Genomic DNA, 25,498 nt, shown 5'->3' with positions numbered 1-25,498 from the left:
AGATGAGCGACGACACGAAAAGCCCCCACGAAGAAACCCACGGCCTGAACCGCCGCGGCTTCCTCGGCGCCTCGGCGCTGACCGGAGCCGCCGCCCTGGTTGGCGCCAGCGCCCTGGGCAGCGCGGTGGTCGGCCGCGAGGCCCGGGCCGCGGGCAAGGGCGAGCGCAGCAAGGCCGAGGTCGCCCCCGGCGAACTGGATGAGTACTACGGGTTCTGGAGCGGCGGACATTCCGGCGAAGTACGCGTGCTCGGCGTGCCGTCGATGCGCGAGCTGATGCGCATACCGGTGTTCAACGTCGACTCGGCCACCGGCTGGGGCCTGACCAACGAGAGCAAGCGGGTCCTCGGCGACAGCGCGCGCTTCCTCAACGGCGACTGCCACCATCCGCACATCTCGATGACCGACGGCAAGTACGACGGCAAGTACCTGTTCATCAACGACAAGGCCAACAGCCGGGTCGCGCGCATCCGCCTGGACGTCATGAAATGCGACCGCATCGTCACCATTCCCAACGTCCAGGCGATCCACGGCCTGCGCCTGCAAAAGGTGCCGCATACCCGCTACGTGTTCTGCAACGCCGAGTTCATCATCCCCCATCCCAACGACGGCTCGACCTTCGACCTGTCCGGCGACAACGCCTTCACCCTGTACAACGCCATCGACGCCGAGACCATGGAAGTGGCCTGGCAGGTGATCGTCGACGGCAACCTCGACAACACCGACATGGACTACAGCGGCAGGTTCGCCGCCTCCACCTGCTACAACTCGGAGAAGGCCGTCGACCTCGGCGGCATGATGCGCAACGAGCGCGACTGGGTGGTGGTGTTCGACATCCCGCGCATCGAGGCCGAGATCAAGGCGAAGCGCTTCGTCACCCTCGGCGACTCGAAGGTGCCGGTGGTCGACGGCCGGCGCAAGGACGGCAAGGACAGCCCGGTGACCCGCTACATCCCGGTACCGAAGAACCCCCACGGGCTGAACACCTCGCCGGACGGCAAGTACTTCATCGCCAACGGCAAGCTCTCGCCGACCTGCACCATGATCGCCATCGAGCGCCTCGGCGACCTGTTCGCCGGCAAGCTGGCCGACCCGCGCGACGTGGTGGTGGGCGAGCCGGAACTGGGCCTCGGCCCGCTGCACACCACTTTCGATGGCCGAGGCAACGCCTATACCACGCTGTTCATCGACAGCCAGTTGGTGAAGTGGAACCTGGCCGACGCGGTGCGCGCCTACAAGGGCGAGAAGGTCGACTACATCCGCCAGAAACTCGACGTGCAGTACCAGCCGGGGCACAACCACGCCACCCTGTGCGAGACCAGCGAAGCCGACGGCAAGTGGATCGTGGTGCTCAGCAAGTTCTCCAAGGACCGCTTCCTGCCCACCGGTCCGCTGCACCCGGAGAACGACCAGTTGATCGACATTTCCGGCGAGGAAATGAAGCTGGTCCACGACGGTCCGACCTTCGCCGAACCGCACGATTGCATCCTCGCCCGCCGCGACCAGATCAAGACCCGCAAGATCTGGGACCGCAAGGACCCGTTCTTCGCCGAGACGGTCAAGCGCGCGGAAAAGGACGGCATCGACCTGATGAAGGACAACAAGGTCATCCGCGAGGGCAACAAGGTCCGCGTCTACATGGTCTCGATGGCGCCCTCCTTCGGCCTCACCGAGTTCAAGGTGAAGCAGGGCGACGAAGTCACCGTGACCATCACCAACCTCGACGAGATCGAGGACGTGACCCACGGCTTCGTCATGGTCAACCACGGCGTCTGCATGGAGATCAGCCCGCAACAGACCTCGTCGATCACCTTCGTCGCCGATAAGCCCGGGGTGCACTGGTACTACTGCAGCTGGTTCTGCCACGCCCTGCACATGGAAATGTGCGGGCGGATGCTGGTGGAAAAGGCTTGATCCACTCAGCGCGGTCAATGGCCGGGCGCCGGGCGGGGCCGCTCCTCGCCCTGCTCCTGCTCGGCCTCGCCACGGCCCGCGCGGAGCCGGTCGACGGCCTGCCGCTGCGGGCCGACGGCGATGGCCGCTGGAGCCTGGCGGCGGGCCGCTACGCCGGCAACTTCGTCATCGACCGGCCGCTGCACCTGCGCTGCGAGGCCGGCGCCGAACTGGACGGCGGCGGCCACGGCAGCCTGCTGACCCTGACCAGCCCCGGGATCACCGTCGAGGGCTGCCGGCTGCGCAACTGGGGGCGCAACCTGACCGAACTCGACGCCGCGATCTTCGTCGGCAAGGCCGCCAGCGGCGCCGTGATCCGCGGCAACGACCTGCGCGGCGCGGGCTTCGGCGTCTGGCTCGACGCCACGGTGGGCGCGCAGGTGCTCGACAACCGCATCGAGGGCGACGAAAGCGTGCGCTCCCAGGATCGCGGCAACGGCATCCACCTCTATGCGGTGAAGGACGCCCTGGTCCGCGGCAACCGGGTCAGCCACACCCGCGACGGGGTCTACATCGACACCTCCAACGACAGCAGCATCGAAGCCAACCGCTTCGAGGACCTGCGCTACGGCGTGCACTACATGTTCACCCACAACAGCCGGGTGACCGACAACCTGACCCGGCGCACCCGCACCGGCTACGCGCTGATGCAGAGCCGCAAGCTGACCGTGACCGGCAACCGCTCCATCGACGACGAGAACTACGGCATCCTGATGAACTACATCACCTACTCGACCCTGGCCGGCAACCGCGTCGAGGGCGTGCGCAGCGGCAGCACCGGCGACGCGATGATTTCCGGCGCCGAGGGCAAGGCGCTGTTCATCTACAACTCGCTGTTCAACCGCATCGAAGGCAACAGCTTCGCCGACAGCGCCCTGGGCATCCACCTCACCGCCGGCTCGGAGGACAATCGCATCGCCGGCAACGCCTTCATAGGCAACCGCCAGCAGGTCAAGTACGTCGCCAGCCGCGAGCAGGAGTGGTCCGCCGACGGCCGCGGCAACTACTGGAGCGACTACCTGGGCTGGGACCGCAACGACGACGGTCTCGGCGACGTCGCCTACGAGCCCAACGACAACGTCGACCGGCTGATCTGGCTGTACCCGCAGGTACGCCTGCTGTTGAACAGCCCGAGCATCGAGCTGTTGCGCTGGGTCCAGCGCGCCTTCCCGGTGGTGCGCTCGCCCGGCGTGCGCGACAGCCATCCGCTGATGCGGATGCCCGCCGCGGAGCCGAGGCCATGAGCCTGGTCGAGATCGACGGCGCGACCCTGCGCTACGGCGCCCTCACCGCCCTGAGCGGGCTCGACCTGCGCCTGGAGCCCGGCGAGGTGCTCGGCCTGCTCGGCCACAACGGCGCCGGCAAGACCACCACCATCAAGCTGGTCCTCGGCCTGTTGGCCCCCAGCGAAGGCCGCGTGCGGGTCCTCGGCCACGATGCAAGAAGCCTGGAGGCGCGCCGCCAGCTCGGCTACCTGCCGGAGAACGTGACCTTCTACCCGCAGCTCAGCGGCGCGGAAACCCTGCGCCACTTCGCCCGCCTCAAGGGCGTGGCGCCGGCCGAGGCCGCGCGCCTGCTGGAACAGGTCGGCCTCGGCCATGCCGCCAGGCGGCGCCTGAAAACCTACTCGAAGGGCATGCGCCAGCGCCTCGGCCTGGCCCAGGCGCTGCTCGGCGAGCCGCGCCTGCTGCTGCTCGACGAACCGACGGTGGGCCTCGACCCGCTGGCCACCGTCGAGCTTTACCAATTGCTCGACCGCCTGCGCGGCCAGGGCACCGGGATCGTCCTCTGCTCCCATGTGCTGCCCGGCGTCGAGACGCATATCGACCGCGCCGCGATTCTCGCCGGCGGCCGCCTGCAAGTGGCCGGCAGCCTCGCCGAACTGCGCCGCAAGGCGGCTCTGCCGACCCGCGTGCGCCTGGCCAGCCCACATAACCCGCAGTGGCTCGAACGCTGGCGCCGGGCCGGCCTGGCGGCGCGGAGACTGGACGGCCAGCGCATCGAGGTACTGCTGGACGATGCCGAGCGCGACGGCGTGCTGGAAGCGCTGCTGGCCGCGCGCGAGTTCGAGCTGGAGATCCTGCCGCCGTCGCTGGAGGACCTCTATCGCCACCACATGTCCCCCGCCCCCACCGGAGCCACGCCATGCCCGTAGTCTGGACCATCGCCCGCAAGGAACTGGCCGACGGCCTGCGCAATCGCTGGCTGCTGGCGATCAGCCTGCTGTTCGCCCTGCTCTCGGTGGGCATCGCCTGGTTCGGCGCCGCCGCGGCCGGCCAGGTCGGCTTCACCTCGGTGCCGGCGACGGTCGCCAGCCTGACCAGCCTGGCCACCTTCCTGATGCCGCTGATCGCCCTGCTGCTGGCCTACGACGCCATCGTCGGCGAGGAGGAAGGCGGCACCCTGCTGCTGCTCCTGACCTACCCGCTGGGGCGCGGCCAGTTGCTGCTCGGCAAGTTCCTCGGTCACGGCCTGATCCTCGCCCTGGCCACCCTGATCGGCTTCGGCAGCGCGGCGCTGGCGATCCTCGTGCTGGTGCCGGAGGTCGAGGCGGCCATCCTGCTGGGCGCCTTCGGCCGCTTCATGGGTTCCTCGCTGCTGCTCGGCTGCGTGTTCCTCGCCCTGGCCTACGCCCTGAGCAGCCGCGCCGGCGAGAAATCCAGCGCCGCCGGGCAGGCGCTCGGCCTGTGGTTCTTCTTCGTCCTGCTGTTCGACCTGGCCCTGCTGGCGATCCTGGTCCTCAGCCAGGGTCACCTGAGCCCGCGGCTGCTGCCCTGGCTGTTGCTGCTCAACCCGACCGACCTCTACCGGCTGATCAACCTGTCCGGCTTCGACGCAGCCGCCGCCGGCGGGGTGGTTCCCCTGGCCAGCGACCTGCCGGTGTCCGCCAGCGCCCTCTGGCTGGCCCTGGCCCTCTGGGCCTGCGCTGCCCTGGCGCTGGCCCACGGCCTGTTCCGCCGCCGCCCCATCTGACTCACGAGGTTCCTCCATGCAACGTCATACCCTCCCCCTGCGCCCTCTGCTCGGCACGCTCCTGCTCGGCCTGCTGCTGGCCGGCTGCGATGCGTCGCGGGACGACGCCACGGCACTCGGCCCGGTGCCGATCGCCAGCGGCGACGAATGCCACGTCTGCGGCATGCTCATCGAGGAAATGCCCGGTCCCAAGGGCGAGGCGGTGCTTCCCGGCGCGGTGCGCAAGTTCTGCTCCACCGCCGAACTGTTCGGCTGGTGGCTGCAACCGGAAAACCGCCAGGGCCAGGCGCGCCTGTATGTCCACGACATGAGCCAGGCCGACTGGCGGCACCCCGACGACGCCCGCCTGATCGACGCCACCCGCGCCTACTACGTGGTCGGCATCCAGCGGCCGGGCGGCATGGGCGCCACCCTCGCCTCGTTCGCCGACGAAGAGGCCGCGACGCGCCTGGCGGCCGAGGAAGGCGGCCGGGTACTGCGCTTCGACGAGATCGACCAGACGGTGCTGCAAGGCGTGGGCGGCGACCACCCGCACCGGCACCCGGCGCACTGAGCGGGGGCCGGAAAGCAGAAAGCCCCTGCCGCGGATACGGCAGGGGCTTTCTTCGCCTGGCGCGACGAGGCGCGGCGGAGGCCTACTTCTCGACGAAGGCGCGCTCGATCAGGTAGTCGCCCGGCTCGCCCATGCGCGGCGAGATCTTCAGGCCGAAGCTATCGAGCACGGCGCTGGTCTCTTCCAGCATGCTCGGGCTGCCGCAGATCATCGCACGGTCGTCCTGCGGATTCATCGGCGGCAGGCCGATGTCCTCGAACAGCTTGCCGCTGCGCATCAGGTCGGTCTGGCGGCCCTGGTTGCGGAACGGCTCGCGGGTCACCAGCGGGTAGTAGATCAGCTTCTCTTTCACCTGGTCGCCGAAGTACTCGTGTTCCGGCAGGACCTTGGTGATGAAGTCGGCGTAGGCCAGTTCGCTGACCCAGCGCACGCCGTGGACCAGGATCACCTTCTCGTAGCGCTCGTAGGTTTCCGGGTCCTGGATCACGCTGAGGAAGGGCGCCATGCCGGTGCCGGTGCTGAGCAGGTAGAGGTGCTTGCCGGGCAGCAGGTCGTCGTGCACCAGGGTGCCGGTCGGCTTGCGGCTGACCATCAGCTCGTCGCCTTCCTTCAGGTGCTGCAGGCGCGAGGTCAGCGGGCCGTCCGGGACCTTGATGCTGAAGAACTCCAGGTGCTCTTCGTAGTTCGGGCTGGCAATGCTGTAGGCGCGCATCAGCGGGCGACCGTCGACTTCCAGGCCGATCATCACGAACTGGCCGGTCTTGAAGCGCAGACCCGGGTTGCGGGTGGTCTTGAAGCTGAACAGGGTGTCGTTCCAGTGGTGCACGCTGAGAACGCGCTCGGTGTACAGATTGCTCATCAAAGACTCCTAGGAAAACGCGGGCGCACACCAACAGCAGCAGACGTGACGCAGTTGCGCGGCATTTTATCGGTTGCCAAAATATCCGCAAAATGAATTGTCTGGATAATGCTTATCCAGAATATGGATATGGGATAACACGATATCGGTCGGCCGCCGGCCGCCGAGGGCTCCCATCGCTCCCGCGGACGGGGCGCAAGGATAACCGAGCCAACCCCGCCGACGGAACGGCAAAATGTCGCGGGGCCTTTCGCTCTAGACGAGGAAGCCTGGATGAAATTCACCCTCCGCCAGCTCGAGGTGTTCGTCGCCGTGGCCCAGCAGGAGAGCGTCTCCCGCGCCGCCGAGGGGCTGTCGCTGTCGCAGTCGGCGACCAGCACCTCGCTCGGCGAGCTGGAGCGGCAGTTCGACTGCAAGCTGTTCGACCGCGCCGGCAAGCGCCTGACCCTCAATGCCCTCGGCCGCCAACTGCTGCCGCAGGCGGTGGCGCTGCTCGACCGCGGCGAGGAAATCGAGAACCTGCTCAACGGCAAGACCGCCTTCGGCTCCCTCGACCTCGGCGCCACCCTGACCATCGGCAACTACCTGGCCACGCTGCTGATCGGCGCCTTCATGCAGCGCCAGCCGGACTGCCGGGTGCGCCTGCACGTGCACAACACCGCCCAGGTGGTGCAGCAGGTCGCCCACTACGAGCTGGACCTGGGCCTGATCGAGGGCGACTGCCGGCATCCGGACATCGAGGTGCAACCCTGGATGGAGGACGAACTGGTGGTGTTCTGCGCCCCCCAGCATCCGCTGGCGCGGCGGGGCGGCGCCGACCTGGAACGGCTGACGCGGGAGGCCTGGATCCTCCGCGAGCAGGGCTCCGGCACCCGCCTGACCTTCGACCAGGCCATGCGTCATCACCCGCGGCCGCTGAACATCCGCCTGGAGCTGGAGCACACCGAGGCGATCAAGCGTGCCGTGGAGTCCGGCCTGGGCATCGGCTGCATTTCCCGCCTGGCCTTGCGCGACGCTTTCCGCCGCGGCAGCCTGGTGCCGGTGGAAACGCCCGGCCTGGACCTGCGCCGGCAGTTCTACTTCATCTGGCACAAGCAGAAGTACCAGACCGCGACCATGCGCGAGTTCCTCGACCTGTGCCGCAGCGAGACCGCCGGGATCAGCCGCAGCGACGAGATCGTGCTGCCGCTGATTCCCTGACTCAGTTGGCCAGGGACAGGTTGCCGTCGCGGTACTGGCGGTACGAGGTATAGGGCAGCGCGAGGGTGTCGATCACCCCGGACAGCGCGAAGTCGAGGGCCAGCACCTCGAGGATGCCGTCGGCTTGCGCCGGCGCCACCGGCGATCCGGTCTTCACGTTGAGCCGGCAGAAGGTGTAGCTGACCCCGCTGTACACCCGCGGCAGGCTGGTGCAGGCGGTCGCCTTCAGGCGCAGGTCGTGGGCGGCGCTGGCGTCATCGCGTACCAGCGTGTTGACGGAACCGCACCCGCCGAGCGTGGCGAGCCCCAGAAGCACCAGCAAAGAAAGCCCCGAACGAAACATTCCTTCATCTCCCTGTGCGAACGCCAGCCGAGTATGGCCGGCCTTGCGCCGCTTCACCAACCCTTGACGTTGTCCCAGCGCCAGTTGCGGTACTGGTACAGCAGCGTACCCAGCAACGCATAGGTGGCGGCCATGCCCAGCAGCACCAGGGCATGGTCGCTGACTTCGCGCAGCGGCAGGTCCATCTGGTTCATCTCGGCGATGGCGCGGATCGCCCAGGTCGAGGGGATCGCGTCGGCCAGCCAGCGTACCCAGTCCGGCATGGCCTGTTCCGGCCAGCTGTAGCCGGCCATGTAGAACAGCGGCAGGGTGATGAAGGTCATGGTCAGGTACACCGATTCCTCGGTGGGCAGCAGCTCGGCGATGAACTCGCTGAGGGCGATCACCGCGATCAGGAACGGCAGGACGATCCCCAGCAGCATGAAGAACGAGGCCGACTGGCGATAGCCCAGCAGGTGCGGCCAGATCACGTAGAAGAGCATCGCCAGCACGGTCCAGATCAGCAGTTGCGCGCTGTAGCGGCCGAAGCGGGTCGACAGCGGCTGGCGCATGTAGCGCGGGGTGCCGCCGCGCAGCATGATGTTGCCGCGGGTGCAGCCGAGCAGCAGGCTGTGTTGCAGGATCAGCGACAGCAGCCCCGGAAGGACGATCGCGGCGAAGCTGATGCCGGGGTTGAACAGGTCGGTCAATTGCCCTACCAGCGGGCTCAGCACCACCTGCGCCTGGGTCGCGGTGAAGCCTTCGCGTTCCAGCAGGGCGGCGTTGTAGCGGTTGGTCAGCGCGCTGTAGACCGCCGAGATGTCCTGCTGGATCTGGCCGTTGGCCATGCGGTTGGTGGCATCGCCGAAGTACGGGATCACCAGCGCCTCGCCGCGCAGCAGGCGCTTCTCGAAGTTCAGCGGGATCACGATGATCGCGTACAGCTCGCGCCAGGCCAGGTCGCGCTTGGCCTGCGGCAGGCTGTCGTAGCCGACCACGGCGACCTTCGGCGCCGAATCGAGCAGCCGGACCAGCTCGCGCGACACGTCGCTGTGGTCCTCGTCGACCACCGCCACCGGCAGGTCGAGGGCGGTGTGGTTCATGTACGGCAGCGAGGTGATGCACACCGAGGCCACGACCATCAGCCACATCGGCTTGGACAGCATGGCCTTCAGGGTTTCCCGGAGGATCTGCAGGTAGTTCTTCATATCGGGCTCAGGTCCAGGCGGCTGCGCAGGCGCATCTTGGCGATCATGTAGGCGATCAGCGGGTACAGCGCCAGCTTGGCGCAGGTGTAGAGCGCCGAACTGGGCGGCGCCTGGCGCAAGAACTGGTCGAACAGGCCGTGCAGGGTGTGGGTCAGCGGCTCGGCCTCGGCGATCACCCGCGCCAGGGTCGGCATCGCCAGTTCCGGGATCAGCACTCCCGAGTAGGTCTGGGCGACGCCGATCAGCATGCCCACCAGCGAATAGGCGGTGAAGCGGTTGGCGGTGAAGACGAACAGCACCAGCCCGACGCTCTGCGCGGCAATCACGTAGAACAGCGTGATCATCAGCATCGCCAGCGGGCTGCCGTTGATGCGCGCGCCGGAGAACGCCACCAGCAGGAAGATTTCCAGCATCAGCAGCGCGGTGAACAGCAGCGTGTAGGGCGCCAGTTTGCCCACCAGGCGTACGCCGAGGGCCTTGGCCCGCAGGATGTGCGGCGAGGAGGCGCGCAGTTCCGGCGCCTCGCGGGCCAGCACATGGACCATGGTGACGATCACGAACAGCTGTAGCAGGTGCACGATGGCGGCGAACTGCTGGTAATAGATGTAGTTGCCGCTGGCATTGAACAGGCTGTCGTAGGACACGCTGATGCTCGCCAGGTGCGGCAGCGCCGCCGGCATCCCGGCGGCCAGGCGCGGACGCAATTCGCCGTTGAGGCTGGCGACCAGCGCCGAGAAGTCCTGGGTGGCGGCGTAGCCGGCCGAATACAGTAGCGCGTTGTAGTACAGCTCGGCCTTCGGCGCGCGCCCGCCGAGCACGTCGGCCTCGAAGTCCGGCGGGATGTAGAGCAAGGCGTAGGCATCGGCCCGACGGATCGCGTCGAGCCCCTCCTGGACGCCGGCGGGAACGGTGATCACCTGGGCGTGGGAGGTCGCGTCGAGGTCGCGGATCAGCTTGCGCGACAGCTGGCTATGGTCCTTGTCGACCACCGCCAGCGGCATGTCCAGCAGGGTACCGGCCTGGTAGACGCCGCTGATCACGCCGAACAGCAGCAGCGGCCAGCACCAGCCGAGCCAGTGGATGGTCCAGCTGCGGCAGGCGATCCGCGTCTCGGTGTTGAACGCCTGGACGAAACGGCTGGCGTTGCGCTTCAGCGCGGCCCACGCCATCGCTCAGTTCGTCCAGCGCCACAGCGCGCTCATGCCCGGGCGCAGGCCGGGTGTCGGCTGCAACGGGTAGAAGCGGGTCTCGAAGGTCTTCAGGTCGAAATCGCCGGTGGCGCGGGTCGCGCGCCTGGTCGAGAAATCGCCCAGCGGGGCGATGTAGCGCAGCTCGGTCTCGACCTCGGCGCCGCCCAGGCCGGGCACTTGCATGACGATGCGGTCGCCCTTGCGCACCTTGGCCAGGATGTCCTCGCGCAGGTTGAAGACGAAGTAGCTGTCGTCCAGCCGCACCAGCGTCAGCAGCGGACTGTAGGCGTTGATCAGTTCGCCCTGTTCGGCGGGGATCGGCCCGACCTCGCCGTTGACCGGCGCGCGCACCTGCAGGTCGTCGATCTGGGCCTGTAGCTCGGCGATCTGCGCGTCGGCCCGGCGCACCGCGGCCTGCAACGCCTGGCGGCGCTCCTCGCGGTCGCCCTTGAGGCCTTCGTCGAGATTGGCCCGCGCCTCGGCGACGCGGTCGCGGGCGACATCGCGCTCACGCCGCGAGAGGTCGAACTGGGTCCGCGAGAGGAAGCCGCGCTCGACCATCTGCTGGTTGCGCTGGAAATCCGACTCGGCGTTGCGCAACTCGGCCTCGGCCTGTGCCAGGCTGGCCTTGAGCGCGCGGATGCTCTCCTCGCGGGTACCGTGGAGCGACTCGTCGAGCTGCGCCTGGGCCTGGTTGCGCGCCGCGTGCAAGGCATCGAGCTGGGCTTCCAGCTCGGGGCTGTCGAGGCTGATCAGCAGGTCGCCCTGCTTCACCTCGTCGCCGCGCCGCACGTGCAGCACCTGGACCCGGCCCTTGGCCTTGGAGGAAACGATGACGTTGGTGGCGTCCGCCTCGCCCTGCAACAGCAGGGGCGGATTGTGCAGGCGCAGGTAGAGGGTGATGGCGACGATCGCGAGGATCAGCAACGGGGTAAAGAGTTTCCATCCCTTCATGGGGCAGGCTTCCTGAACACGACCGGGCGATGGTAGTACATTGCCAGGCCGTTGCGCTGGCCGGCGCGCCGGGCGGAAGCGCGCCGGAGACCGGCTCCGGCGCGGCGACGAATCAGGCTTCCCCTTCGGCGTCCTCGCTCGCCACCCGCCGCGCGGCGGCGCCGTCGGACTTCGCCGAAGGGAAGCGCGCCGAGGCGAAGCGCACCACCAGGATCGCCAGCGCCAGCAGCAGCAACGCCACCGAGACCAGGATGATGCCATCGTCCGGCGTATGGTTGTGCTGGATGTCGGCGATCATCAGGCGGGTCAGCGCGGTCATCGCCACGTAGATCAGGAAGCGTACCGGCATGTGGTTGGTCTTGAAGTAGATACCGACCATCGCGCCCAGCTCGAGGTAGATGAACAGCAGGAGGATGTCATCGATCGACGCATGCCCCTTGTTCACCATCCCCAGGAAGGCCGCGCCCGCCGCCCAGAACACCGTGGCGCCGATGGCGAACAGGGCCAGGTAGTGGAACGCCTCCACCAGCAGGTTGCCGAGACTCTCCGCCTGGTGGTGCATGCTTGCGCGCAGGCGCTCGGCCCAATTCTGTTTCATAGCTTCTCCCGACAAAGACGACGGCCACCTGGCCCGAAGCGTGCAAGGCCCAGGCCAAGGCACGTGCGCAGATAGACGTCCGCACGTCGGCGCAGGGTACAGCCCGGCGGTGACAAAGAACTTTCCGGGCGGCACCCAGTCCCAACCAGCACGACAGCATTCAGGTGGTCCGCCATGACCGACAGCAGCCCTTTCCAGCTCCTCACCGAGGCCTTCCAGGCCGAGTACCGGGTCAACCTCAGCCTGGAGCGGCCGGACGGCAGCATCGTCCTCACCCTCTCCAACGAACGCGGGGTCGCCGCCAAGCGCCTGATCCGACCGGCGCAACTGCATGACCTGGAACAGTTGCAGCGGATGATCGAGAGCATCCGCTTCGGCATCGCCATCGAAAACGGCACCAGCGCGCCGCAACTGTTGCAGGAGATGACCCAAGGCGAGGCACGCTGGCCGATAGCTATCTGATGGCAGCGGCGACCTGCGCGCGTCCTTCGCCGGCGCCGAAATAGGCGGCCAGCACCGCCAGGTCGCGGTCTTCCAGCACCCCCGCCAGCTGGCGCAGGCGCAGCCAGGCGTTGAGGTAGGCGTAGCGCGCTTCCGCCAGGTCGCGGCGGGCGCCGTAGAACTGCTGTTCGGCGTCCAGCACGTCGCGATTGACCCGCTCCCCGCCGGCGACGCTGCGCCGCGTCGCCGTCACCTGTTCGCGCGCCGCCGCCACCGCCATCTCATAGGCACGCACCTTGGCCAGGCTGCTGGCGGTCAGGTCGAACTGGCTGTGCAGGTCATTGATCACACTGGCCACCTGGGCATCCAGCTCGGCCTGGGCCTGGGCGTACTTGTCGCCGGCCTGGCGGGTCGCCGCCGACACCCGCCCGCCCTCGAACAGCGGCAGGCTGAGACGCAGGCCGACACTGTCGGTGTCGTATTTCTGCTCGTAGGTGCTTTCCGAAGCCGAGTGCGTCTTGCTGCTGCTGGCGTAGAGGCTGAGCCTGGGCAGGTGGCCGGCACGATTGCGCTCCACCTCGTAGGCCGCCGCCTCCAGCGCATGGCGCTGGGCGCCCAGCTCGGCGCTGCGTTGCAGGGCCACCTGGCGCCAGCCCTCGAAGGTCGCCGGTTGCAGGCGCAACGCCGGGAAACGCTCGATGGGCGCGGCCAGTTCGCGATCCTCCAGTGCCTGCCCGAGCATCGCTTCCAGCGTACGCCGCGCCGCCGCCGCACGATCGCCGGCGGCGATCTCCTCGGCGCGGGTCAGGCTCAGCCGGGCGCGGGTCTCCAGCAGGTCGGTGCGGGTGCCCTCGCCTTCCTCGAAGGCACGCTGGTTGAACGCCAGCTGGGTTTCCAGGGCGCGCCGCTGGGCCTCGGCCAGGACCACCTGCTCGCGGGCGAACAGGGTTTCGCTGTAGGCGGCGAACAGGCGCACCGCCAGTTCCTGGCTGCGCCCGCGGAACTGTTCGTCGGCGAACAGCGCCTGGGCTTCGCCCTGGCGGTAGCGCGCGTAGGCCTCGTAGTCGAACAGCGGCTGCTCCAGGCTGAGGGTCGAGGCGTAGCTGCGATAGTCGCGCTCGACGCGGGCGTCGCCCTGGCTGACGGTGGAGTCGTTGCGCGCCTTGTTGTAGTCGTAGCGCAGGCTCGGCAGCAGGCCGGCACGGCCGATGGCGCGGTTTTCGCTGCCAGCGCGGCGCTCGTGGAGCGCCGCCTGGAAGGTCGGGTCGTGGCGCACCGCCAGTTGGTAGGCGTCCAGCAGGCCCAGCGCCTGGGCCGAAGAGGCCGAAAGCAGCACGGAGGACAGCAGGCAGGCTCGCAGGCGATTCATTCTTCCCCCAGCGCCAGGTGCGTACGGTCGGCCAGCGGCTTGAACAGGTAGTTCAACAGCGAGCGCTCGCCGCTGCGAACGAAGGCCTCCACCGGCATCCCCGGGCGGATCTCCAGGCCGGCCAGGCGACGTACGCCCTCCTCCCCTACGCGGATGCGCACCCGGTAGTACGGCGCCTCGCTGCGCTCGTCCAGCAGGCGGTCGGCCGAGACCAGGGTCACTTCGCCCTCCACCCTCGGCGTAGTGCTCTGGTTGAAGGCGCTGAACATCAGCTCCACCGGCAGGCCGACGCGGACCTTGTCGACCATCTCCACCGGCAGCCGAGCGTCCACCAGCAGCGGCTGGCGCTCCGGGAGGATTTCCATCAGTTGCTGGCCGGGCGCGATCACGCCGCCCTCGGTGAACACTTCCTGGCCGACCACCAGGCCGGCGACCGGCGCCCGTACCTCGCTGTTGGCCAGGTCGAAGCGCGCGCTGGCCAGGCGGTTGCGCAACTCCTCGGCGCGCACCTGGGCGTCGGCCAGGCTGGCGCGCACCTCTTCCTGGAACTTCTCCCGCCGCTGGGCCATGCGCAGGCGCAGTTCGAGGATCTGCCGGCGGGTACTGCCGAGGCTGCCGAGGTCGCCGGCGATCTCGCCGTTGACCTGGGCCAGCAGGCGCTCGCTGTCGAGCAGGCGGTTGCGCGGCACGTAGCCCTCGCTGGCCAGTTGGCGCAGGCCGCGCAACTGTTCCTCGAGGGCGGCGCGCTGCTGCTCCTTGCTGCGCAGCGCGGCTTGCAGGCCGTCCAGTTGCGCCTGGCTGCCGGCGACCGTCTCGGTGAGACCATCGAGTTCCAGGCGCAGCGCCCGCCGACGGCTGTCGTGCAACTGCCGCTGCTGTTCCAGCAGGGTCGGCAGGCGCGGGTCGTCCAGCGCCAGCAGCTCGGCGGGAAACTCGATCCGCGCCTTTTCATCGCGCTCGGCGCTCAGCCGCGCCAGACTCGCCAGCGCCGCCAGGTACTGGGCGAACAGGCCATCGGCCTGGGCCCGGGCCTGGGTAGCGTCCATCTCCAGCAGCACCTGTCCTGCCTCCACCCGCTCGCCTTCGTGCACGCGGATGTGCCTGACCAGGCCACCGGTAGGGTGCTGCACGGCCTTGCGGCTACCGGCCACCATCACCGTGCCGGAGACCCCGACACCCTTGTCCAGCGGGGCCAACCCGGCCCACAGGAGAAAGCCGACGAAGCCGAGCAGCACCAGCCCCCAGCCGAGCCGGGAAAAACGCTTCTCGTCCAGTTCCAGCGCCGCGCCGCCGACTTCGCGCAACCGCGCCTGGCCGCTCATCGCGCCGCTCCTCCCGGCACACCGCCGACCGGCATCCCCGGTCCCGGCCGGTAGCCGAAACCGAACGCCGGCGTCGGCCGTGTCGGCGCCGGGGCCGCAGCGGCCGGCGGCGAGGCGCTGGCAAGCACCTCGGCGGTCGCGCCGAAACGCTGCAGGCGTCCGCCATGCAGCAACAACAGCTTGTCGGTCAGCGCCAGCACCGCCGGCTTGTGGGTGACCAGCACCAGGCTGCTGCCGTGCCGGCGCATCGCCGCGATGGCCTCGGCCAGGGCCGCCTCACCCGCCTCGTCGAGGCTGGCATTGGGTTCGTCGAGCACGATCAGCGCCGGTCGCCCGTACAGCGCGCGGGCCAGGCCGATGCGCTGGCGCTGGCCGCCGGAGAGTCCGGCGCCGCCGTCGCCAAGGCGCGTGTCGTAGCCCTGCGGCAGGCGCAGCACCAGGTCGTGCACGCCGGCCAGGCGCGCCGCCGCCACCACCTTCTCGGCATCCACCTCGGCGAAGCGCGCGATGTTCTCGGCGATGCTACCGGCGAACAGTTGCACGTCCTGGGCCAGGTAGCCGATGTGCGGCCCCAGTGCCGCCGCGCTCCACTGCCGCAGGTCGGCGCCGTCCAGGCGCACCGCGCCGGACAGCGGCTGCCAGGCGCCCACCAGCAAACGCGCCAGGGTCGACTTGCCGGAACCGGACGGCCCGATCACGCCGAGCGCTTCGCCAGGCTCCAGGGCGAAACCGAGGTCCTGCAACAATGCCTGCTCGCGTCCCGGCGCGGCCGCGCAGAGCCGCTCGACGCGCAACGCGCCGCGCGGCGCCGGCAGCGGCATGCCCAGGGCAGCCGGCGGATTCTCCTCGAGCAGCCGCGCCAGCCGCTGGTAGGCCTGCCGCGCGCCGCTCCACTGGCGCCAGACCGCGATCAACTGGTCGATGGGGCTGAGCACGCGGCCCATCAGGATCGAGCCGGCGATCATCATCCCCGGGGTGATCAGGCCTTCCACCGCCAGCCAGGCGCCGAGGCCGAGCACCAGCGACTGCAAGGCCAGGCGTACGCCCTTGGAGGTCGCGCCGATCGCCGCACTGCGCTCGCTGCCGAGGTTCTGCCGGGCAAGGAAGGCCTGGTGCTGGGCGAACCAGCGCGCACGCATGGCCGGCAACATGCCCATTGCCGCCAGGGTTTCCGCCTGGCGCAGGTTGGCCGAGGCCTGCTGGGTGGCGAGGATCGACAGTTGCCCGGCCTCGGCCAGCGGTTCGCGCGAGCGGCTTTCGTTGACCCAGGCGAGCAGCACCAGCAACAGCGCCCCAACCAGGGCGAGCAGGCCGAGCCAGGGGCTGAAGAGGAAGATCACCAGCAGGTAGAGCGGGAACCAGGGCGCGTCGAAGAAGGCGAACAGGGCGTTGCCGGTGAGGAACTGGCGCAGGCTGGTCAGGTCGTTCAGCGCCTGCCCGGCGGCCTGCTCGCCGCGCTCCAGGCTGGCGCGGAACGAGGCGTCGTAGATGCGCTGGTTGAGTTGCATGTCGAGCTGGCCGCCGAGGCGGATCACCACCAGGCTGCGCACCCACTCCAGGGCGCCGAGCAGCAGGTAGAGGCCGAGCACCATGAGGGTCAGCATCAGCAGGGTCATGTGGTTGCCGGAGCCGAGCACCCGGTCGTAGACCTGCAGCATGTACAGCGACGGCGCCAGCATCAGCAGGTTGATCACCGCGGTGAACAGCGCGACGCTGCGCAGCGCCGGGCGGAAGCGGCCGAGGGTGGCGAGGATTTCATTGCGCGGCGAGGCCGGCCGGAGCTTCATCGGAGTCGGGTCCTGTGGGTGTCCGGGCCGCGAGCGGGCCCGGAGGACATTGCGGCAGTCTCCGCTTGCCGGGCACGGCCGGCGGAGGAACAATCCGGGGGCCGCCGTCGCCACGGGTGCGAGGTGCAACGACGGCGGTTCGTGCGCCGGAGAGGAGCGCCAACTCCTCTCCGGCCTTTAGCGCAAGCAGTCCACGAACGCTATCGTGGACAGTTGCTCAGGCCGCCAGGGCCAGGTCGTGCGGCAGTTCCTGTACGCCGACCACGCCGACCTCCGCCGCTGCCGCAGCCGGGGTGGCATGGGCGACGCCGGCCGCGGCCAACTGGTCGAAGGTGGAGTTGATCGACAGGCTCGGGTCGACCGCTTTCAGCAGCGCGTCGATCTGCCCCTGCAGGGCGCTGCTGTCGCCGCTCATCAGGCCGTAGACCACCTTGTGCACGGTGCCGTCGCGGCCCTGGGCGATCGGCGAATCCAGGCCCAGGTTGCTGAAGCTCACCTCCTGGCTGTCCAGGGCGTAGCCACCGCTGGAGGCGCCGCCGGTCAGGGTGTCGCCGAGGGCGATGCTGTCCAGCTTGCCCCACAGGGTGTGGCTGGGGTTGCTGAACAGGGTGTAGTGGAGGTCGCCGCCGGCGATGAAGGCCGCGTCGCTGGCGGTGCTCTTCAGCGCGTACTGGCTGCCGTCGAACGGACCGGGGTTGAAGCCGCCGGTATTGCTGCCGTCCACCACCTGGCCCGGACGATGGTTGACGTCGCCGAAGTAGGCCGACCAGTCCGCCAGGTAATCCGCTACGGTCCAGCCGCTGTAGGTGGTGCTGTAGGAAATCGAAATGCTCATGCCAAAACTCCAATTCAACGAGTGGTGAATGCCGGAGCGCACGGATGCCCGCTCCGGTTTTGCCCTTCACTGGGCAAAACGGGGGTCAGAACTGGTATTCGAGGGTGCCTTGCAGGGTCCGCCCGCGACCGAGGGTGAAGGCCAGCACGTCGCCCAGCGGCACCAGGTAGGCGCGGTCGGTGACGTTCTCCATGGCCAGGCGCAGGGTCAGTTCATCGCTCACCCGGTAGCTGCCGTACAGGTCGTAGACGGTGTATTCCTTCCAGTCCGCCGGGTACACGCCGGCCTGCGACACCGTGGCGCCGCCAGCCACCGAGTAGCCTTCGCTGTAGCGGGCACGGGCGCCGACGTCCAGCCTGCGGTCGAAGAAGCGCATGCCCAGGGTCAGCGAGCCGCGGTCCATCGGCATGTGTTCGGCGGAGCCGAGCACCGCGCTGCAATGGGTGGCGGCGTTGGCCTGCTCGTCCGGCCGCATGTCGATCACCGGCGGGCGGCGACCGCTGCCCTTCACCGTCTGGGTGACGCCGCCGAGCCAGGCGGTCTTCGAACAGAAGTCGTTGCTGCCGATCATGTGCGTGTAGGAGAGCTGCCCGTAGGCCAGCCCGGCATCGTAGTCGAGCTGGTACTCGACGCCACGGAAGCGCGTGCTGTCGAGGTTGTTGACGTAGGCGCTGTTGCCGATCCCGGCCATGCCGTAGCCCGGCGGCTGCATGCCCATGCCCATGAAGATGAAGTCGTCGACCCGGGTGTCGAAGTAGGCGACCTTCAGGCCCAGGCGGTCGTCGCTGAACCAGAGGTTCTCCTTCAGCACGTTGAAGCCGACTTCCCAGGCCTTCGAGCGCTCCGGACTGAGGAACGGGTTGGGGTACATGTTTTCCGCGCCGCCGCCGTGGGGGCGGCCGGTGATCAGGCTCTCGGTCACCGCCGGCGGGCGCCAGCCCTTGCCGTAGGTGGCGAACAGCTGCAACCAGTCGACACCGGGCTTGACCGACAGGCCGAAGGTCGGCGAGAAGCGCCCCTCCTCGCGGTCGACGGCGTATTGCAGCGGCATGTCGGTCTGCCGGGTAGTGCCAAGGATGAAGGTGCGCGCGTTGAAGCCGGTGTCGCCGCGCAGGCGGTAGCGGTCGTAACGCAGCCCGGCGTTGAGGTTGAGCCAGTCGTCGTAGTCGTAGTCGAGACGGGCGAACAGGCTGCCGAGGGCGCGATCGCCCTTGGGGGTCATGCCTTCGGCCGCGGGGAAGTCGACCGCCGAGGTGCTCGCCCGCGGCTGGCTGGAGTCCGGCCGCACCTTGTCGTAGAAGAACTCCAGGCCATAGTTGGCGCGCAGCGTGGAGAGCTCGTCGAGAGCGAAGGTCGAGGTGTTCTGCGCCTGCGCGCCGTAGGTGTCGGTCTGGTAGGTGATCGAGTAGCCGGGGGTGATACCGCGTTGCAGGGTCTGCTGGCGGTTGCGGTTGTCGACGTAGTAGAGCTTGGCCTTGAAGTCCACCAGCGGGTTGTCCGGCGCGTAGCCGTAGTCGATGGCGAAGTTCTGCGCACGCACGTCGCTGCTGCCGAGCTTTTCCCAGAGCGCCTGGTTCTCGGTGTTGAGCATGTTGGCGTCGTCGTAGGACACCTGGGTGGTCAGGTAGCTGAACTGCAGGCGCTGGTCCTGCGGCAGGGCGACGCCAAGCTTGGCCAGTCGCGAGCGCATCACGTAGCCGGAGTAGGCCACCGGCGAATGCTTGACCCGCTGCCCGGCCTCGGGATTGAACCAGGCGCCGGTGCGCAGCTCACCGATGCTGCCCTTGGTCCCCGGGTCGTAGTCGCCCAGGTGGCGCTCGCTGGCGGCGACCAGCATGTCCCAGGCCTCGGTGCCGATGGCGAAGGCCGCGCTGCCGATGAAGTGGGTGCCGTTGGCGTCGCCGCCCAGGCCGCTGGTGAGGCGCACCCGGCCACCGACCTGCTTGCCCGGCTTGACCAGGTCGCGGGCCTCCAGGGTGCGGAAGTTGGCGATCCCGCCGATCACCCCGGCGCCGCCCATGGCCGAGCTGGCGCCCTTGTCGATGACCACCTCGCTGAGCAGCTCGGGATCGACGTAGAGCGTCCCGTTGCGCTGCTGGTGGCCGCTCTGCTGGTAGTTCTGGCGCATGCCGTCGACCGACATGTTGACCCGCCCGTAGTCCTGGATGCCACGGATGTTCACCGACAGGCCGGGATCCTGCTGGCTCACCGAGGAGTACACCCCGGGGGTTTCCTCGAGCATGTCGGCGGCATGCCGCGGCGGGTTGCGCTCGATCTGCTCGCGGCCGATCACGCTGACCGAATGCGGCGTCTGGTAGACCCAGTCGTCCGGACGCGCGGCGGAGATCACCGAGGGCGACATCTGCACCAGGTCGTCCTGGCTGACGCGGATCAGGCTCAATTGGTCCTTGCCGGAGAAGCGGTATTCCACCGGGCTGCCCTGGAGCATCTGGCTCAGGCCGTCGGCCAGCACATATTCGCCGTGCACCGCTGCGCTGCCGAGACCGGCGAAACGCTGGCTGTCGAAGAACACCTGGACCCCGGCCTGCTCGGCGAATCGCAGCAGGGCGCGGTTCAGCGGTTGTGCCGGGATGTCCAGCCGGACCCGGCGCAACGCGGTCTGCTGCTGGCTCGCCGAGTCCGCCCCGTCTTGCGCATGCAGCGGTAGCGCGGCCGTTCCCAGCAGGACCAGGCCCAGCCCCAGGGCCAGTTGCGCCCCCTTGCGACCGCCTCGCACGGCACTCCATCCACGATGTTTCATGACAGCGCCTACACTCCATCGTTTTTGTGTAATAAGAATCAGTCTCGTTAAGAGAACGATGGAGGCAGGGAAAGTCAGTAACGGAAATCGAGAAAATTTTTCGCCGGCGGGATCCACGGCTCGAAAATGCGCTTCCCGGCCCCTGCCGGAACAAGCGCACGGGACGACTGCCCGGCCCGTGGTCGAGGCTCTCGGAAGCGATCACGCCGCTCAGTACAGCAGCGTCACTCCCGCCAGGCTCAGGCTGCGCACCCCCAGCTCATCGCTGATCGACTGTAACGAGGCTTCCAGGTCGGCGACCCGGAATACCCCGCTGACCCGCCGCTGCGCCAACGCACCGGGAGCCACCAGCAAATGCCCCGGCCGGTAGCGATTGAGGCGCGCCACCACCTCGCCCAGCGGCTGCTCGTCGAAGACCAGCAGGCCGCGCCGCCAACTGGTCAGGTCGTCGAGGCGACCGCCCAGCGGCGCCTCGACGCCGCCCTCCGCGCTGTAGCGCAGGCTCTCGCCCTCGCCCAGCTCGCGGCGTCCGACGGTCCCCGTGCGCGGATGCGCCAGGGCCACCGCGACGCGGTGTTCGAGCACCCCGACCTGGACGCTGCCGTCGTCGTTGCGGCTGACCAGGAACCGAGTGCCCAGCGCGCGAGTGCTGCCGCCGGCGCTTTCCACCACGAAGGGCCGGGTCTCCCGGCCCGCGCGTGGGGCGGCGCGGAAGATCGCGCTGCCTTCGAGCAGGCGCACCCGTCGCTCGCGGCTGTCGTAGGCGACATCGATGGCGCTCTGTGCGTCCAGTTCGACCTCGCTGCCATCCACCAGCCGCAGGATGCGCACCTCGCCCTTGCCGGTGGCGTGGTCGGCCAGCCAGCTCACGCCGGCGTCGCGTTCGTTCCAGGCGCTGCCCAGGGCCAGCAGCACCGCCGCCGCCGCGGCCCAGCCGCGCCAGCCCTTGCGCCGCCCCCCGGCGCGGCGCGGCGCGCTGGCGACCGGCGTCTGAACCATCGTCCGCGGTTCGGCCAGCGATCCCAGCTGTTTCCAGGTCCGTTGCGCCAGCGCCAGCGCGGCCGGGTGCCGGGGGTCGGCCGCCAGCCAGCCGTCCAGCGCTTCGCGCCGGGACCGGTCGAGGTCGCCGCCGTCCAGGCGGATCGCCCATTCGGCGGCCTGCTGGCGGATCTGCTGTTGTTCCTGGGGGCTGTTCACGTGCGGCTCTCGTTGGTCGTTATAGAGGTTCAGACGCGCGAACCGGCAAGACTCGGTAATCCATTCAGCGGGAATCCTCGAGTGCCTGCATCACATGGGCCAGGGCGCGGGCCAGGTGCTTCTGCACCGAGCTATCGGAGATTTCCAGGCGTCTCGCCACCTCGGCATGGGTCAGCCCCTCCAGACGGTTGAGACGGAAGATCTCACGGGTGCGCGGCGGCAGTTCGGCGACTATCTCGCGCAGGCGGGCAAGCGCATCGGCATCCACCGCGGACTCCTCGGGGCCGGGCTGGTCGGCGACGAACCCGGCGAGGTCGTCGTTGGGGCGGGTCTCGGTGCGGCGCCGCCGTTCCTGCCGGTAATGGTCGATGGTGAGGTTGTGCGCGGTGCGGTAGAGATAGGCGTCGACATGCTCGATCGGCTCCTTGTGCCGCTGCTCGGCCAGGCGCAGGAAGCTTTCCTGCGCCAGGTCCGCCGCCAGGTGCGGATCGCGGGTCTTGCGCAACAGATACGACTGCAACTGCCGGGCATGCCTGAGAAACAGTGCCTTGAGATCCTGCTCCGCCAACGGCGCATCCACCCACGTCCTTTCAGAAGGGCAGCAGCATATTTTTTATGATAATGATTTTCAATCGTATTATTGTGAGATGCCGGGCTCAGCCGAACACCGAGCCGCCGCCGAGGTAGGCCAGGCCCGCGCCAAAGGCCGCCAGCGCCAGCGGCGGGCGCATCGGCGCGTCGTTGATGGCGAAGGCCAGTTGCGCCAGCGGAAACAGCAGCAGGCAGAGCAATGCGCAGGGGATCGAACGGCGGCCGCCGCTGGCCACGGACCAGACATAGCCGATGAGCAGGAGGGCGAAACCGAGGTCTTGCATGCCGGGCATCCTTGCGGGGCGGAAGGTATGCGCCGCGCAACGGGCGGCAGGCGCGCAACCTTAGCAGAAGCGCGGGAGCCGAGGAAAACCCGGCGCGGCCCGTGCCGCGCCGGGTTCGCTCAATTGCCGCTGCAACCGCTGCCCCAGGCCTTGTACTCGACGGTATGCCGCTCGCCCTGCGAGTCCTCGTAGACCAGGCGCGCCGGGACGATCCCACAGGCGCTCCACAGGTCGGTCTTGTAGATCACCCGGGCGATGTCCAGGCGCCCTTCCACGTAATGCTGGCGGAGCGATTTCGAGTCCGGGTTGGGTCCGTAGGGCTGCTGCTGCGCCTGGGCCAGCGGCGCCAGGCCGAGCAGCGCGACAAGTGCCAACGGGATCACTCTCATGAGGATGTCTCCTTGGTAGAACGTTCAGCCTGAAACTACGCTGCGGAGACTGTCAGGCTCATGAGCCCGGCGTGACATTTCTGTCAGACGACGACCGCCCCGGCAATGCGCCAGCAATCCTGGCGCTATCCACGGACGGCAAGACGCCATATACTGTATGGATAACCAGTCAAAGCAACCTTGCGACTCAGAAGGCACAGAGGTGATGAATGGCCGTCGAAGTGGTGTACCGCAGCAGCCGGGATCAGGAGCGTTTGTTCATGGACAAGGCTGAAGCCGATCGTTACGACAAGATGCTGGAGCTGGCGGAAACGCTGGCCGAGGTGCTGCAGAAGGCGGTGCCGTCGCTGAAGGAGGAACAGGTGGAAGAACTCGGCATCTTCATGGCGAAGAACCGCGACGCCTTCGCCCGCGCCTTCAAGAACCAGCCGGACGCCCTCAACGAACTGTTCGAGGAAAACGCCGCGGACGAATGAGCCGCCGCTGCAAGCAAAGCGCAAGGAGCCGAAACATGCCGCGACAACTTGCCGGCCTGCTGTGCGTCCTCCTCGGCCTCACCGGCGCCCCTGCCCTCGCCTGCCCGTTCCGGGCCACGGACGCCGAGACACCGGCAGCCTCTGCCGGCGCCGCGCAGGTCCTGGCCCTGGGCGGCACCGGCAGACTGCAACTCGACCTGCAACGGGCCCCCGCCACCCTGCTGCACAGCGGCGACCTGCTGATCGCCCGCTACGCCGAGGGTCATTACCTCGCCCACCGCCTGCTCGAAGGCAACGAGATGGGCGCGGACGAGGGCGAACGGCTCGACCTTCCGCGACAGGTTCGCCTGCTCTTCGGAGCCCTGCCGCTGGACGGCCTGCCCGACGCCGAGCGCGAGCGTCTCCAGGCGCAGCGCCAGGCCCTCGGCCTGTGCGACCGGCGCGCCAGCGTCAGCCGCTACCGCGTGGCCGGCACCGAGGTCTATCGCCTGCGCGGCAGCCAGGCCGGCAAGCCCTACCACGCGCTCTACCTGCTCGACGGTCCCCAGGTGCACTACCTCGACAGCTCCGGCAGCGACGCCTTCATCGAGCAGTTGCTCGCCAGCCTGCGACGCCGCTGAGTCCGCGCGGCGCTTGTCCGACCCGCGCCCGGCTTGCCGGAAACCGGCGCTTGCCGTACAACGCCCGGCAGCCCCATCGACCAGGAAGGCCCCATGCCCGCTCTCCCCGCCTCCCCCGTCCGCTCCCGACGCTGGCGCCTGGACCGGCGCAGCCTGCTGCTGGCACTGCTGCTGTTCGGCCTGCTGGTCCTGCTCGCCACCCTGGGCCGGCATTGGGGCTGGATACGCAGCTTCGGCGGCGACCTGCTGGCGGTGGTCTGGCTCTACTACCTGATGGGCAGCGCGCTCAGGGCGCCGGCCGCCTGGCTGGCATCCGCCGCCTTTGCCGTCGGCGCGCTGCTGGAACTGGGCCAGTACCTGGCGGCGCAACTGCATTGGCAATTCTCCAGCCCCGTGCTGCGCATCGTTCTCGGCAGCACCGCCGACGGCTTCGACCTGCTCGCCTATGCCCTCGGCGCGCTGCTGGCATGGTGGCTGGAGCGCCGGCGCTGATCAGCCGTCGGGCTGCTCCAGGGCGTTCACCAGTACCTTGAGGAAACGCGCCGCCTCGCCACCGGTGGCGGCGCGGTGATCGAAGGTCAGCGAGAGCGGCAGGATCGGGTGGATCGCCATCTCGCCGCGCCAGGCCACTACTTCGTCGCGGATGCCGCCGGCGCCGAGGATGGCCACCTGCGGCGGCACCACCACGGGGTTGGCGTAGCGGCCGAACAGGGTGCCGAAGTTGGATAGGGTCAGGGTCGCGCCGAGCATTTCCGCCGGCGGGATCGAGCGTGCCTGGACGTCTTCGCGCAGGCGCCGCATACCGGCGCGCAGGTCCTCCGCCGAACGCGCACCGACGTCGCGCAGCACCGGCACGAACAGGCCGTCCGGGGTGTCCACGGCGATCCCCAGGTCGAGCCGCTCATGCAGTTTCAGCGACAACGAGGCGCCATCGAACCAGGCGTTGAGGGTCGGCTCGGCGCGACAGGCCTCGGCCAGCGCCTGGGCCAGGCGGATCAACGGGTCGCGTGCGGTCTTCCACCGATGCAGGTCGGCGTCGCCGTAGATCGTCACCGGCACCACCTCGGCATGCGAGCGCGCCATGTTCAGCGCCATGCTCCGCCGTACCCCGCGCAAGCGCTCGCCGCCGAAGCGTTCGCGGGCGCCCTGGGCGGCGGCCTCGACGTCGCCGCGGGTGATCAGGCCATCCGGGCCGGAGCCGCTCAGGCCGGCCAGCTCGACGCCCTGCTGGCGGGCGAACTGGCGCACCGCCGGGGTCGCGCGCGGTGCCAGGTGCTCGCGGGTGGATGGTGCGGCGCCGATGAAGAAACGGTCCTCCAGGGCGCTACCGCCGCCCTCCAGGCGCCCCACCACGGTACCGGCGTCCGCCTCCTCGCCCTCGAAGCCCACCAGCGGTTCGCCGACGTGGAGGATGTCGCCCTCGGCGCCGAACAGCTTGCCCACCACCCCGTCGTAGGGCGCGGGGATGTCCACCAGCGCCTTGGCGGTTTCCACCGAGACCAGGCGCTGGTCGGCGCGCACGCTGTCGCCGGCCTTGACGTGCCATTCGACGATTTCCGCTTCCTGCAGGCCCTCGCCCAGGTCGGGCAGCTTGAAGTGCTTCATGGTCGTCTCCCC

Annotated in this window: 26 protein-coding genes; 10 read left to right on the top strand and 16 right to left on the bottom strand. The window is 68.9% G+C overall.

The annotated features are described in order from the left end of the window. The first annotated feature begins 2 nt into the window (after nt 1–2). Genes nosZ through LT948_RS06765 form a run of 5 tightly spaced genes read left to right on the top strand, consistent with a single transcriptional unit; the run spans nt 3 to nt 5,478 of the window. Nucleotides 3–1,913, top strand: a complete 1,911-nt coding sequence (gene nosZ / locus LT948_RS06785) for a TAT-dependent nitrous-oxide reductase (RefSeq protein ID WP_003098686.1) — start codon at nt 3–5, stop codon at nt 1,911–1,913. Next, on the top strand, nt 1,910–3,196 hold the full coding sequence (locus tag LT948_RS06780; protein WP_073656907.1) for a nitrous oxide reductase family maturation protein NosD: 1,287 nt from the start codon (nt 1,910–1,912) through the stop codon (nt 3,194–3,196). The genes nosZ and LT948_RS06780 overlap by 4 nt, the downstream gene beginning before the upstream one ends. Continuing rightward, nucleotides 3,193–4,107: an ABC transporter ATP-binding protein gene (locus LT948_RS06775; RefSeq protein WP_033995997.1), complete on the top strand. Its 915-nt coding sequence runs from the start codon at nt 3,193–3,195 to the stop codon at nt 4,105–4,107. Before LT948_RS06780 ends, LT948_RS06775 begins: the two co-directional genes overlap by 4 nt. Further along, entirely contained in the window at nt 4,098–4,925 is an 828-nt protein-coding gene (locus LT948_RS06770; protein ID WP_003111482.1) for an ABC transporter permease, read from the top strand. The genes LT948_RS06775 and LT948_RS06770 overlap by 10 nt, the downstream gene beginning before the upstream one ends. A gap of 16 nt (nt 4,926–4,941) precedes the next feature. Then, a complete protein-coding gene (locus LT948_RS06765; protein WP_003111481.1) occupies nt 4,942–5,478 on the top strand; it encodes a nitrous oxide reductase accessory protein NosL in 537 nt (178 codons plus the stop codon). A gap of 82 nt (nt 5,479–5,560) precedes the next feature. Here the strand turns inward: LT948_RS06765 and fpr are convergent, their stop codons facing one another. Then, nucleotides 5,561–6,337, bottom strand: a complete 777-nt coding sequence (gene fpr, locus LT948_RS06760; RefSeq protein WP_003091832.1) for a ferredoxin-NADP reductase — start codon at nt 6,335–6,337, stop codon at nt 5,561–5,563. A gap of 273 nt (nt 6,338–6,610) precedes the next feature. On the opposite strand from fpr, the gene LT948_RS06755 reads away from it, so the two are divergent. Continuing rightward, nucleotides 6,611–7,537 carry a LysR family transcriptional regulator gene (locus tag LT948_RS06755; protein WP_003091833.1) on the top strand — a complete coding sequence of 309 codons (927 nt, stop codon included), beginning with the start codon at nt 6,611–6,613 and terminating at the stop codon, nt 7,535–7,537. A 1-nt stretch (nt 7,538) separates the two neighbouring features. Here the strand turns inward: LT948_RS06755 and LT948_RS06750 are convergent, their stop codons facing one another. The 5 genes from LT948_RS06750 to LT948_RS06730 form a co-directional block, all read right to left on the bottom strand. After that, nucleotides 7,539–7,880 (bottom strand): YceK/YidQ family lipoprotein, encoded by a 342-nt coding sequence (locus LT948_RS06750; protein ID WP_003098676.1) that lies wholly within the window; start codon nt 7,878–7,880, stop codon nt 7,539–7,541. 53 nt (nt 7,881–7,933) lie between these two features. Beyond that, nucleotides 7,934–9,067: an ABC transporter permease gene (locus tag LT948_RS06745; RefSeq protein ID WP_003098675.1), complete on the bottom strand. Its 1,134-nt coding sequence runs from the start codon at nt 9,065–9,067 to the stop codon at nt 7,934–7,936. Beyond that, entirely contained in the window at nt 9,064–10,236 is a 1,173-nt protein-coding gene (locus tag LT948_RS06740; RefSeq protein ID WP_003130238.1) for an ABC transporter permease, read from the bottom strand. The genes LT948_RS06745 and LT948_RS06740 overlap by 4 nt, the downstream gene beginning before the upstream one ends. Nucleotides 10,237–10,239: 3 nt before the next feature. Further along, the gene (locus tag LT948_RS06735) at nt 10,240–11,211 is read right to left on the bottom strand and encodes an HlyD family secretion protein (RefSeq protein ID WP_003091837.1); all 972 of its coding nucleotides are present in this window, start codon (nt 11,209–11,211) and stop codon (nt 10,240–10,242) included. Between the two features lie 112 nt (nt 11,212–11,323). Then, nucleotides 11,324–11,809 (bottom strand): phosphate-starvation-inducible protein PsiE, encoded by a 486-nt coding sequence (locus LT948_RS06730; RefSeq protein ID WP_003091838.1) that lies wholly within the window; start codon nt 11,807–11,809, stop codon nt 11,324–11,326. A 174-nt stretch (nt 11,810–11,983) separates the two neighbouring features. Between LT948_RS06730 and LT948_RS06725 the strand changes: the two genes are divergently transcribed. Continuing rightward, nucleotides 11,984–12,271 (top strand): DUF3509 domain-containing protein, encoded by a 288-nt coding sequence (locus LT948_RS06725; RefSeq protein WP_218816307.1) that lies wholly within the window; start codon nt 11,984–11,986, stop codon nt 12,269–12,271. Here LT948_RS06725 and LT948_RS06720 read toward each other — a convergent pair. The 9 genes from LT948_RS06720 to LT948_RS06680 all read right to left on the bottom strand — a co-directional run bounded on the left by LT948_RS06720 (nt 12,264) and on the right by LT948_RS06680 (nt 22,785). Further along, entirely contained in the window at nt 12,264–13,619 is a 1,356-nt protein-coding gene (locus LT948_RS06720) for a TolC family outer membrane protein (RefSeq protein ID WP_034016861.1), read from the bottom strand. The two genes, LT948_RS06725 and LT948_RS06720, sit on opposite strands and share 8 nt — an antisense overlap. Beyond that, on the bottom strand, nt 13,616–14,941 hold the full coding sequence (locus LT948_RS06715) for an HlyD family type I secretion periplasmic adaptor subunit (RefSeq protein WP_073656908.1): 1,326 nt from the start codon (nt 14,939–14,941) through the stop codon (nt 13,616–13,618). The genes LT948_RS06720 and LT948_RS06715 overlap by 4 nt, the downstream gene beginning before the upstream one ends. Further along, nucleotides 14,938–16,728 carry a type I secretion system permease/ATPase gene (locus LT948_RS06710; protein ID WP_009877543.1) on the bottom strand — a complete coding sequence of 597 codons (1,791 nt, stop codon included), beginning with the start codon at nt 16,726–16,728 and terminating at the stop codon, nt 14,938–14,940. Before LT948_RS06710 ends, LT948_RS06715 begins: the two co-directional genes overlap by 4 nt. A 217-nt stretch (nt 16,729–16,945) precedes the next feature. After that, nucleotides 16,946–17,563 carry a heme acquisition protein HasA gene (gene hasA / locus LT948_RS06705; RefSeq protein ID WP_003115011.1) on the bottom strand — a complete coding sequence of 206 codons (618 nt, stop codon included), beginning with the start codon at nt 17,561–17,563 and terminating at the stop codon, nt 16,946–16,948. Nucleotides 17,564–17,648: 85 nt separating this feature from the next. Continuing rightward, a complete protein-coding gene (gene hasR / locus LT948_RS06700; RefSeq protein WP_003130234.1) occupies nt 17,649–20,324 on the bottom strand; it encodes a heme uptake receptor HasR in 2,676 nt (891 codons plus the stop codon). A gap of 210 nt (nt 20,325–20,534) precedes the next feature. Beyond that, a complete protein-coding gene (locus tag LT948_RS06695; RefSeq protein ID WP_023091120.1) occupies nt 20,535–21,521 on the bottom strand; it encodes a FecR family protein in 987 nt (328 codons plus the stop codon). A 64-nt stretch (nt 21,522–21,585) separates the two neighbouring features. Next, a complete protein-coding gene (locus LT948_RS06690) occupies nt 21,586–22,101 on the bottom strand; it encodes an RNA polymerase sigma factor (RefSeq protein WP_003107536.1) in 516 nt (171 codons plus the stop codon). Between the two features lie 76 nt (nt 22,102–22,177). Continuing rightward, complete coding sequence (locus LT948_RS06685; RefSeq protein ID WP_003112066.1) at nt 22,178–22,396, bottom strand: hypothetical protein; 219 nt, start codon at nt 22,394–22,396, stop codon at nt 22,178–22,180. A gap of 119 nt (nt 22,397–22,515) precedes the next feature. Then, nucleotides 22,516–22,785 carry a DUF2790 domain-containing protein gene (locus LT948_RS06680; RefSeq protein WP_003091850.1) on the bottom strand — a complete coding sequence of 90 codons (270 nt, stop codon included), beginning with the start codon at nt 22,783–22,785 and terminating at the stop codon, nt 22,516–22,518. A gap of 209 nt (nt 22,786–22,994) precedes the next feature. Between LT948_RS06680 and LT948_RS06675 the strand changes: the two genes are divergently transcribed. From LT948_RS06675 to LT948_RS06665, 3 genes are all read left to right on the top strand, one after another. After that, on the top strand, nt 22,995–23,261 hold the full coding sequence (locus LT948_RS06675; protein WP_003091854.1) for a YebG family protein: 267 nt from the start codon (nt 22,995–22,997) through the stop codon (nt 23,259–23,261). A 35-nt stretch (nt 23,262–23,296) separates the two neighbouring features. Beyond that, on the top strand, nt 23,297–23,881 hold the full coding sequence (locus LT948_RS06670) for a hypothetical protein (RefSeq protein ID WP_003130212.1): 585 nt from the start codon (nt 23,297–23,299) through the stop codon (nt 23,879–23,881). 93 nt (nt 23,882–23,974) lie between these two features. Further along, complete coding sequence (locus LT948_RS06665) at nt 23,975–24,373, top strand: DUF2809 domain-containing protein (RefSeq protein ID WP_003107529.1); 399 nt, start codon at nt 23,975–23,977, stop codon at nt 24,371–24,373. Here the strand turns inward: LT948_RS06665 and LT948_RS06660 are convergent, their stop codons facing one another. After that, nucleotides 24,374–25,486 (bottom strand): dihydrolipoamide acetyltransferase family protein, encoded by a 1,113-nt coding sequence (locus tag LT948_RS06660; RefSeq protein WP_009313643.1) that lies wholly within the window; start codon nt 25,484–25,486, stop codon nt 24,374–24,376. Between the last annotated feature and the right edge of the window lie 12 nt (nt 25,487–25,498).

This window comes from Pseudomonas sp. CP-1, assembly GCF_021213715.1.
GTDB classification, from domain to species: Bacteria; Pseudomonadota; Gammaproteobacteria; order Pseudomonadales; family Pseudomonadaceae; genus Pseudomonas; species Pseudomonas aeruginosa.
The sequence above is the reverse complement of the archived record's forward strand: the minus strand, read 5'-3'. Positions and strand labels throughout refer to the sequence as shown.

What these genes read in the sequence shown, in the direction of transcription:
- nosZ (WP_003098686.1), top strand. Translation starts at nt 3, where the DNA reads ATGAGCGACGACACGAAAAGCCCCCACGAAGAAACCCACGGCCTGAAC.
- LT948_RS06775 (WP_033995997.1), top strand. Translation starts at nt 3,193, where the DNA reads ATGAGCCTGGTCGAGATCGACGGCGCGACCCTGCGCTACGGCGCCCTC.
- LT948_RS06770 (WP_003111482.1), top strand. Translation starts at nt 4,098, where the DNA reads ATGCCCGTAGTCTGGACCATCGCCCGCAAGGAACTGGCCGACGGCCTG.
- LT948_RS06765 (WP_003111481.1), top strand. Translation starts at nt 4,942, where the DNA reads ATGCAACGTCATACCCTCCCCCTGCGCCCTCTGCTCGGCACGCTCCTG.
- fpr (WP_003091832.1), bottom strand. Translation starts at nt 6,337, where the DNA reads ATGAGCAATCTGTACACCGAGCGCGTTCTCAGCGTGCACCACTGGAAC.
- LT948_RS06755 (WP_003091833.1), top strand. Translation starts at nt 6,611, where the DNA reads ATGAAATTCACCCTCCGCCAGCTCGAGGTGTTCGTCGCCGTGGCCCAG.
- LT948_RS06750 (WP_003098676.1), bottom strand. Translation starts at nt 7,880, where the DNA reads ATGTTTCGTTCGGGGCTTTCTTTGCTGGTGCTTCTGGGGCTCGCCACG.
- LT948_RS06745 (WP_003098675.1), bottom strand. Translation starts at nt 9,067, where the DNA reads ATGAAGAACTACCTGCAGATCCTCCGGGAAACCCTGAAGGCCATGCTG.
- LT948_RS06740 (WP_003130238.1), bottom strand. Translation starts at nt 10,236, where the DNA reads ATGGCGTGGGCCGCGCTGAAGCGCAACGCCAGCCGTTTCGTCCAGGCG.
- LT948_RS06735 (WP_003091837.1), bottom strand. Translation starts at nt 11,211, where the DNA reads ATGAAGGGATGGAAACTCTTTACCCCGTTGCTGATCCTCGCGATCGTC.
- LT948_RS06730 (WP_003091838.1), bottom strand. Translation starts at nt 11,809, where the DNA reads ATGAAACAGAATTGGGCCGAGCGCCTGCGCGCAAGCATGCACCACCAG.
- LT948_RS06725 (WP_218816307.1), top strand. Translation starts at nt 11,984, where the DNA reads ATGACCGACAGCAGCCCTTTCCAGCTCCTCACCGAGGCCTTCCAGGCC.
- LT948_RS06720 (WP_034016861.1), bottom strand. Translation starts at nt 13,619, where the DNA reads ATGAATCGCCTGCGAGCCTGCCTGCTGTCCTCCGTGCTGCTTTCGGCC.
- LT948_RS06715 (WP_073656908.1), bottom strand. Translation starts at nt 14,941, where the DNA reads ATGAGCGGCCAGGCGCGGTTGCGCGAAGTCGGCGGCGCGGCGCTGGAA.
- LT948_RS06710 (WP_009877543.1), bottom strand. Translation starts at nt 16,728, where the DNA reads ATGAAGCTCCGGCCGGCCTCGCCGCGCAATGAAATCCTCGCCACCCTC.
- hasA (WP_003115011.1), bottom strand. Translation starts at nt 17,563, where the DNA reads ATGAGCATTTCGATTTCCTACAGCACCACCTACAGCGGCTGGACCGTA.
- hasR (WP_003130234.1), bottom strand. Translation starts at nt 20,324, where the DNA reads ATGAAACATCGTGGATGGAGTGCCGTGCGAGGCGGTCGCAAGGGGGCG.
- LT948_RS06685 (WP_003112066.1), bottom strand. Translation starts at nt 22,396, where the DNA reads ATGCAAGACCTCGGTTTCGCCCTCCTGCTCATCGGCTATGTCTGGTCC.
- LT948_RS06680 (WP_003091850.1), bottom strand. Translation starts at nt 22,785, where the DNA reads ATGAGAGTGATCCCGTTGGCACTTGTCGCGCTGCTCGGCCTGGCGCCG.
- LT948_RS06675 (WP_003091854.1), top strand. Translation starts at nt 22,995, where the DNA reads ATGGCCGTCGAAGTGGTGTACCGCAGCAGCCGGGATCAGGAGCGTTTG.
- LT948_RS06670 (WP_003130212.1), top strand. Translation starts at nt 23,297, where the DNA reads ATGCCGCGACAACTTGCCGGCCTGCTGTGCGTCCTCCTCGGCCTCACC.
- LT948_RS06665 (WP_003107529.1), top strand. Translation starts at nt 23,975, where the DNA reads ATGCCCGCTCTCCCCGCCTCCCCCGTCCGCTCCCGACGCTGGCGCCTG.
- LT948_RS06660 (WP_009313643.1), bottom strand. Translation starts at nt 25,486, where the DNA reads ATGAAGCACTTCAAGCTGCCCGACCTGGGCGAGGGCCTGCAGGAAGCG.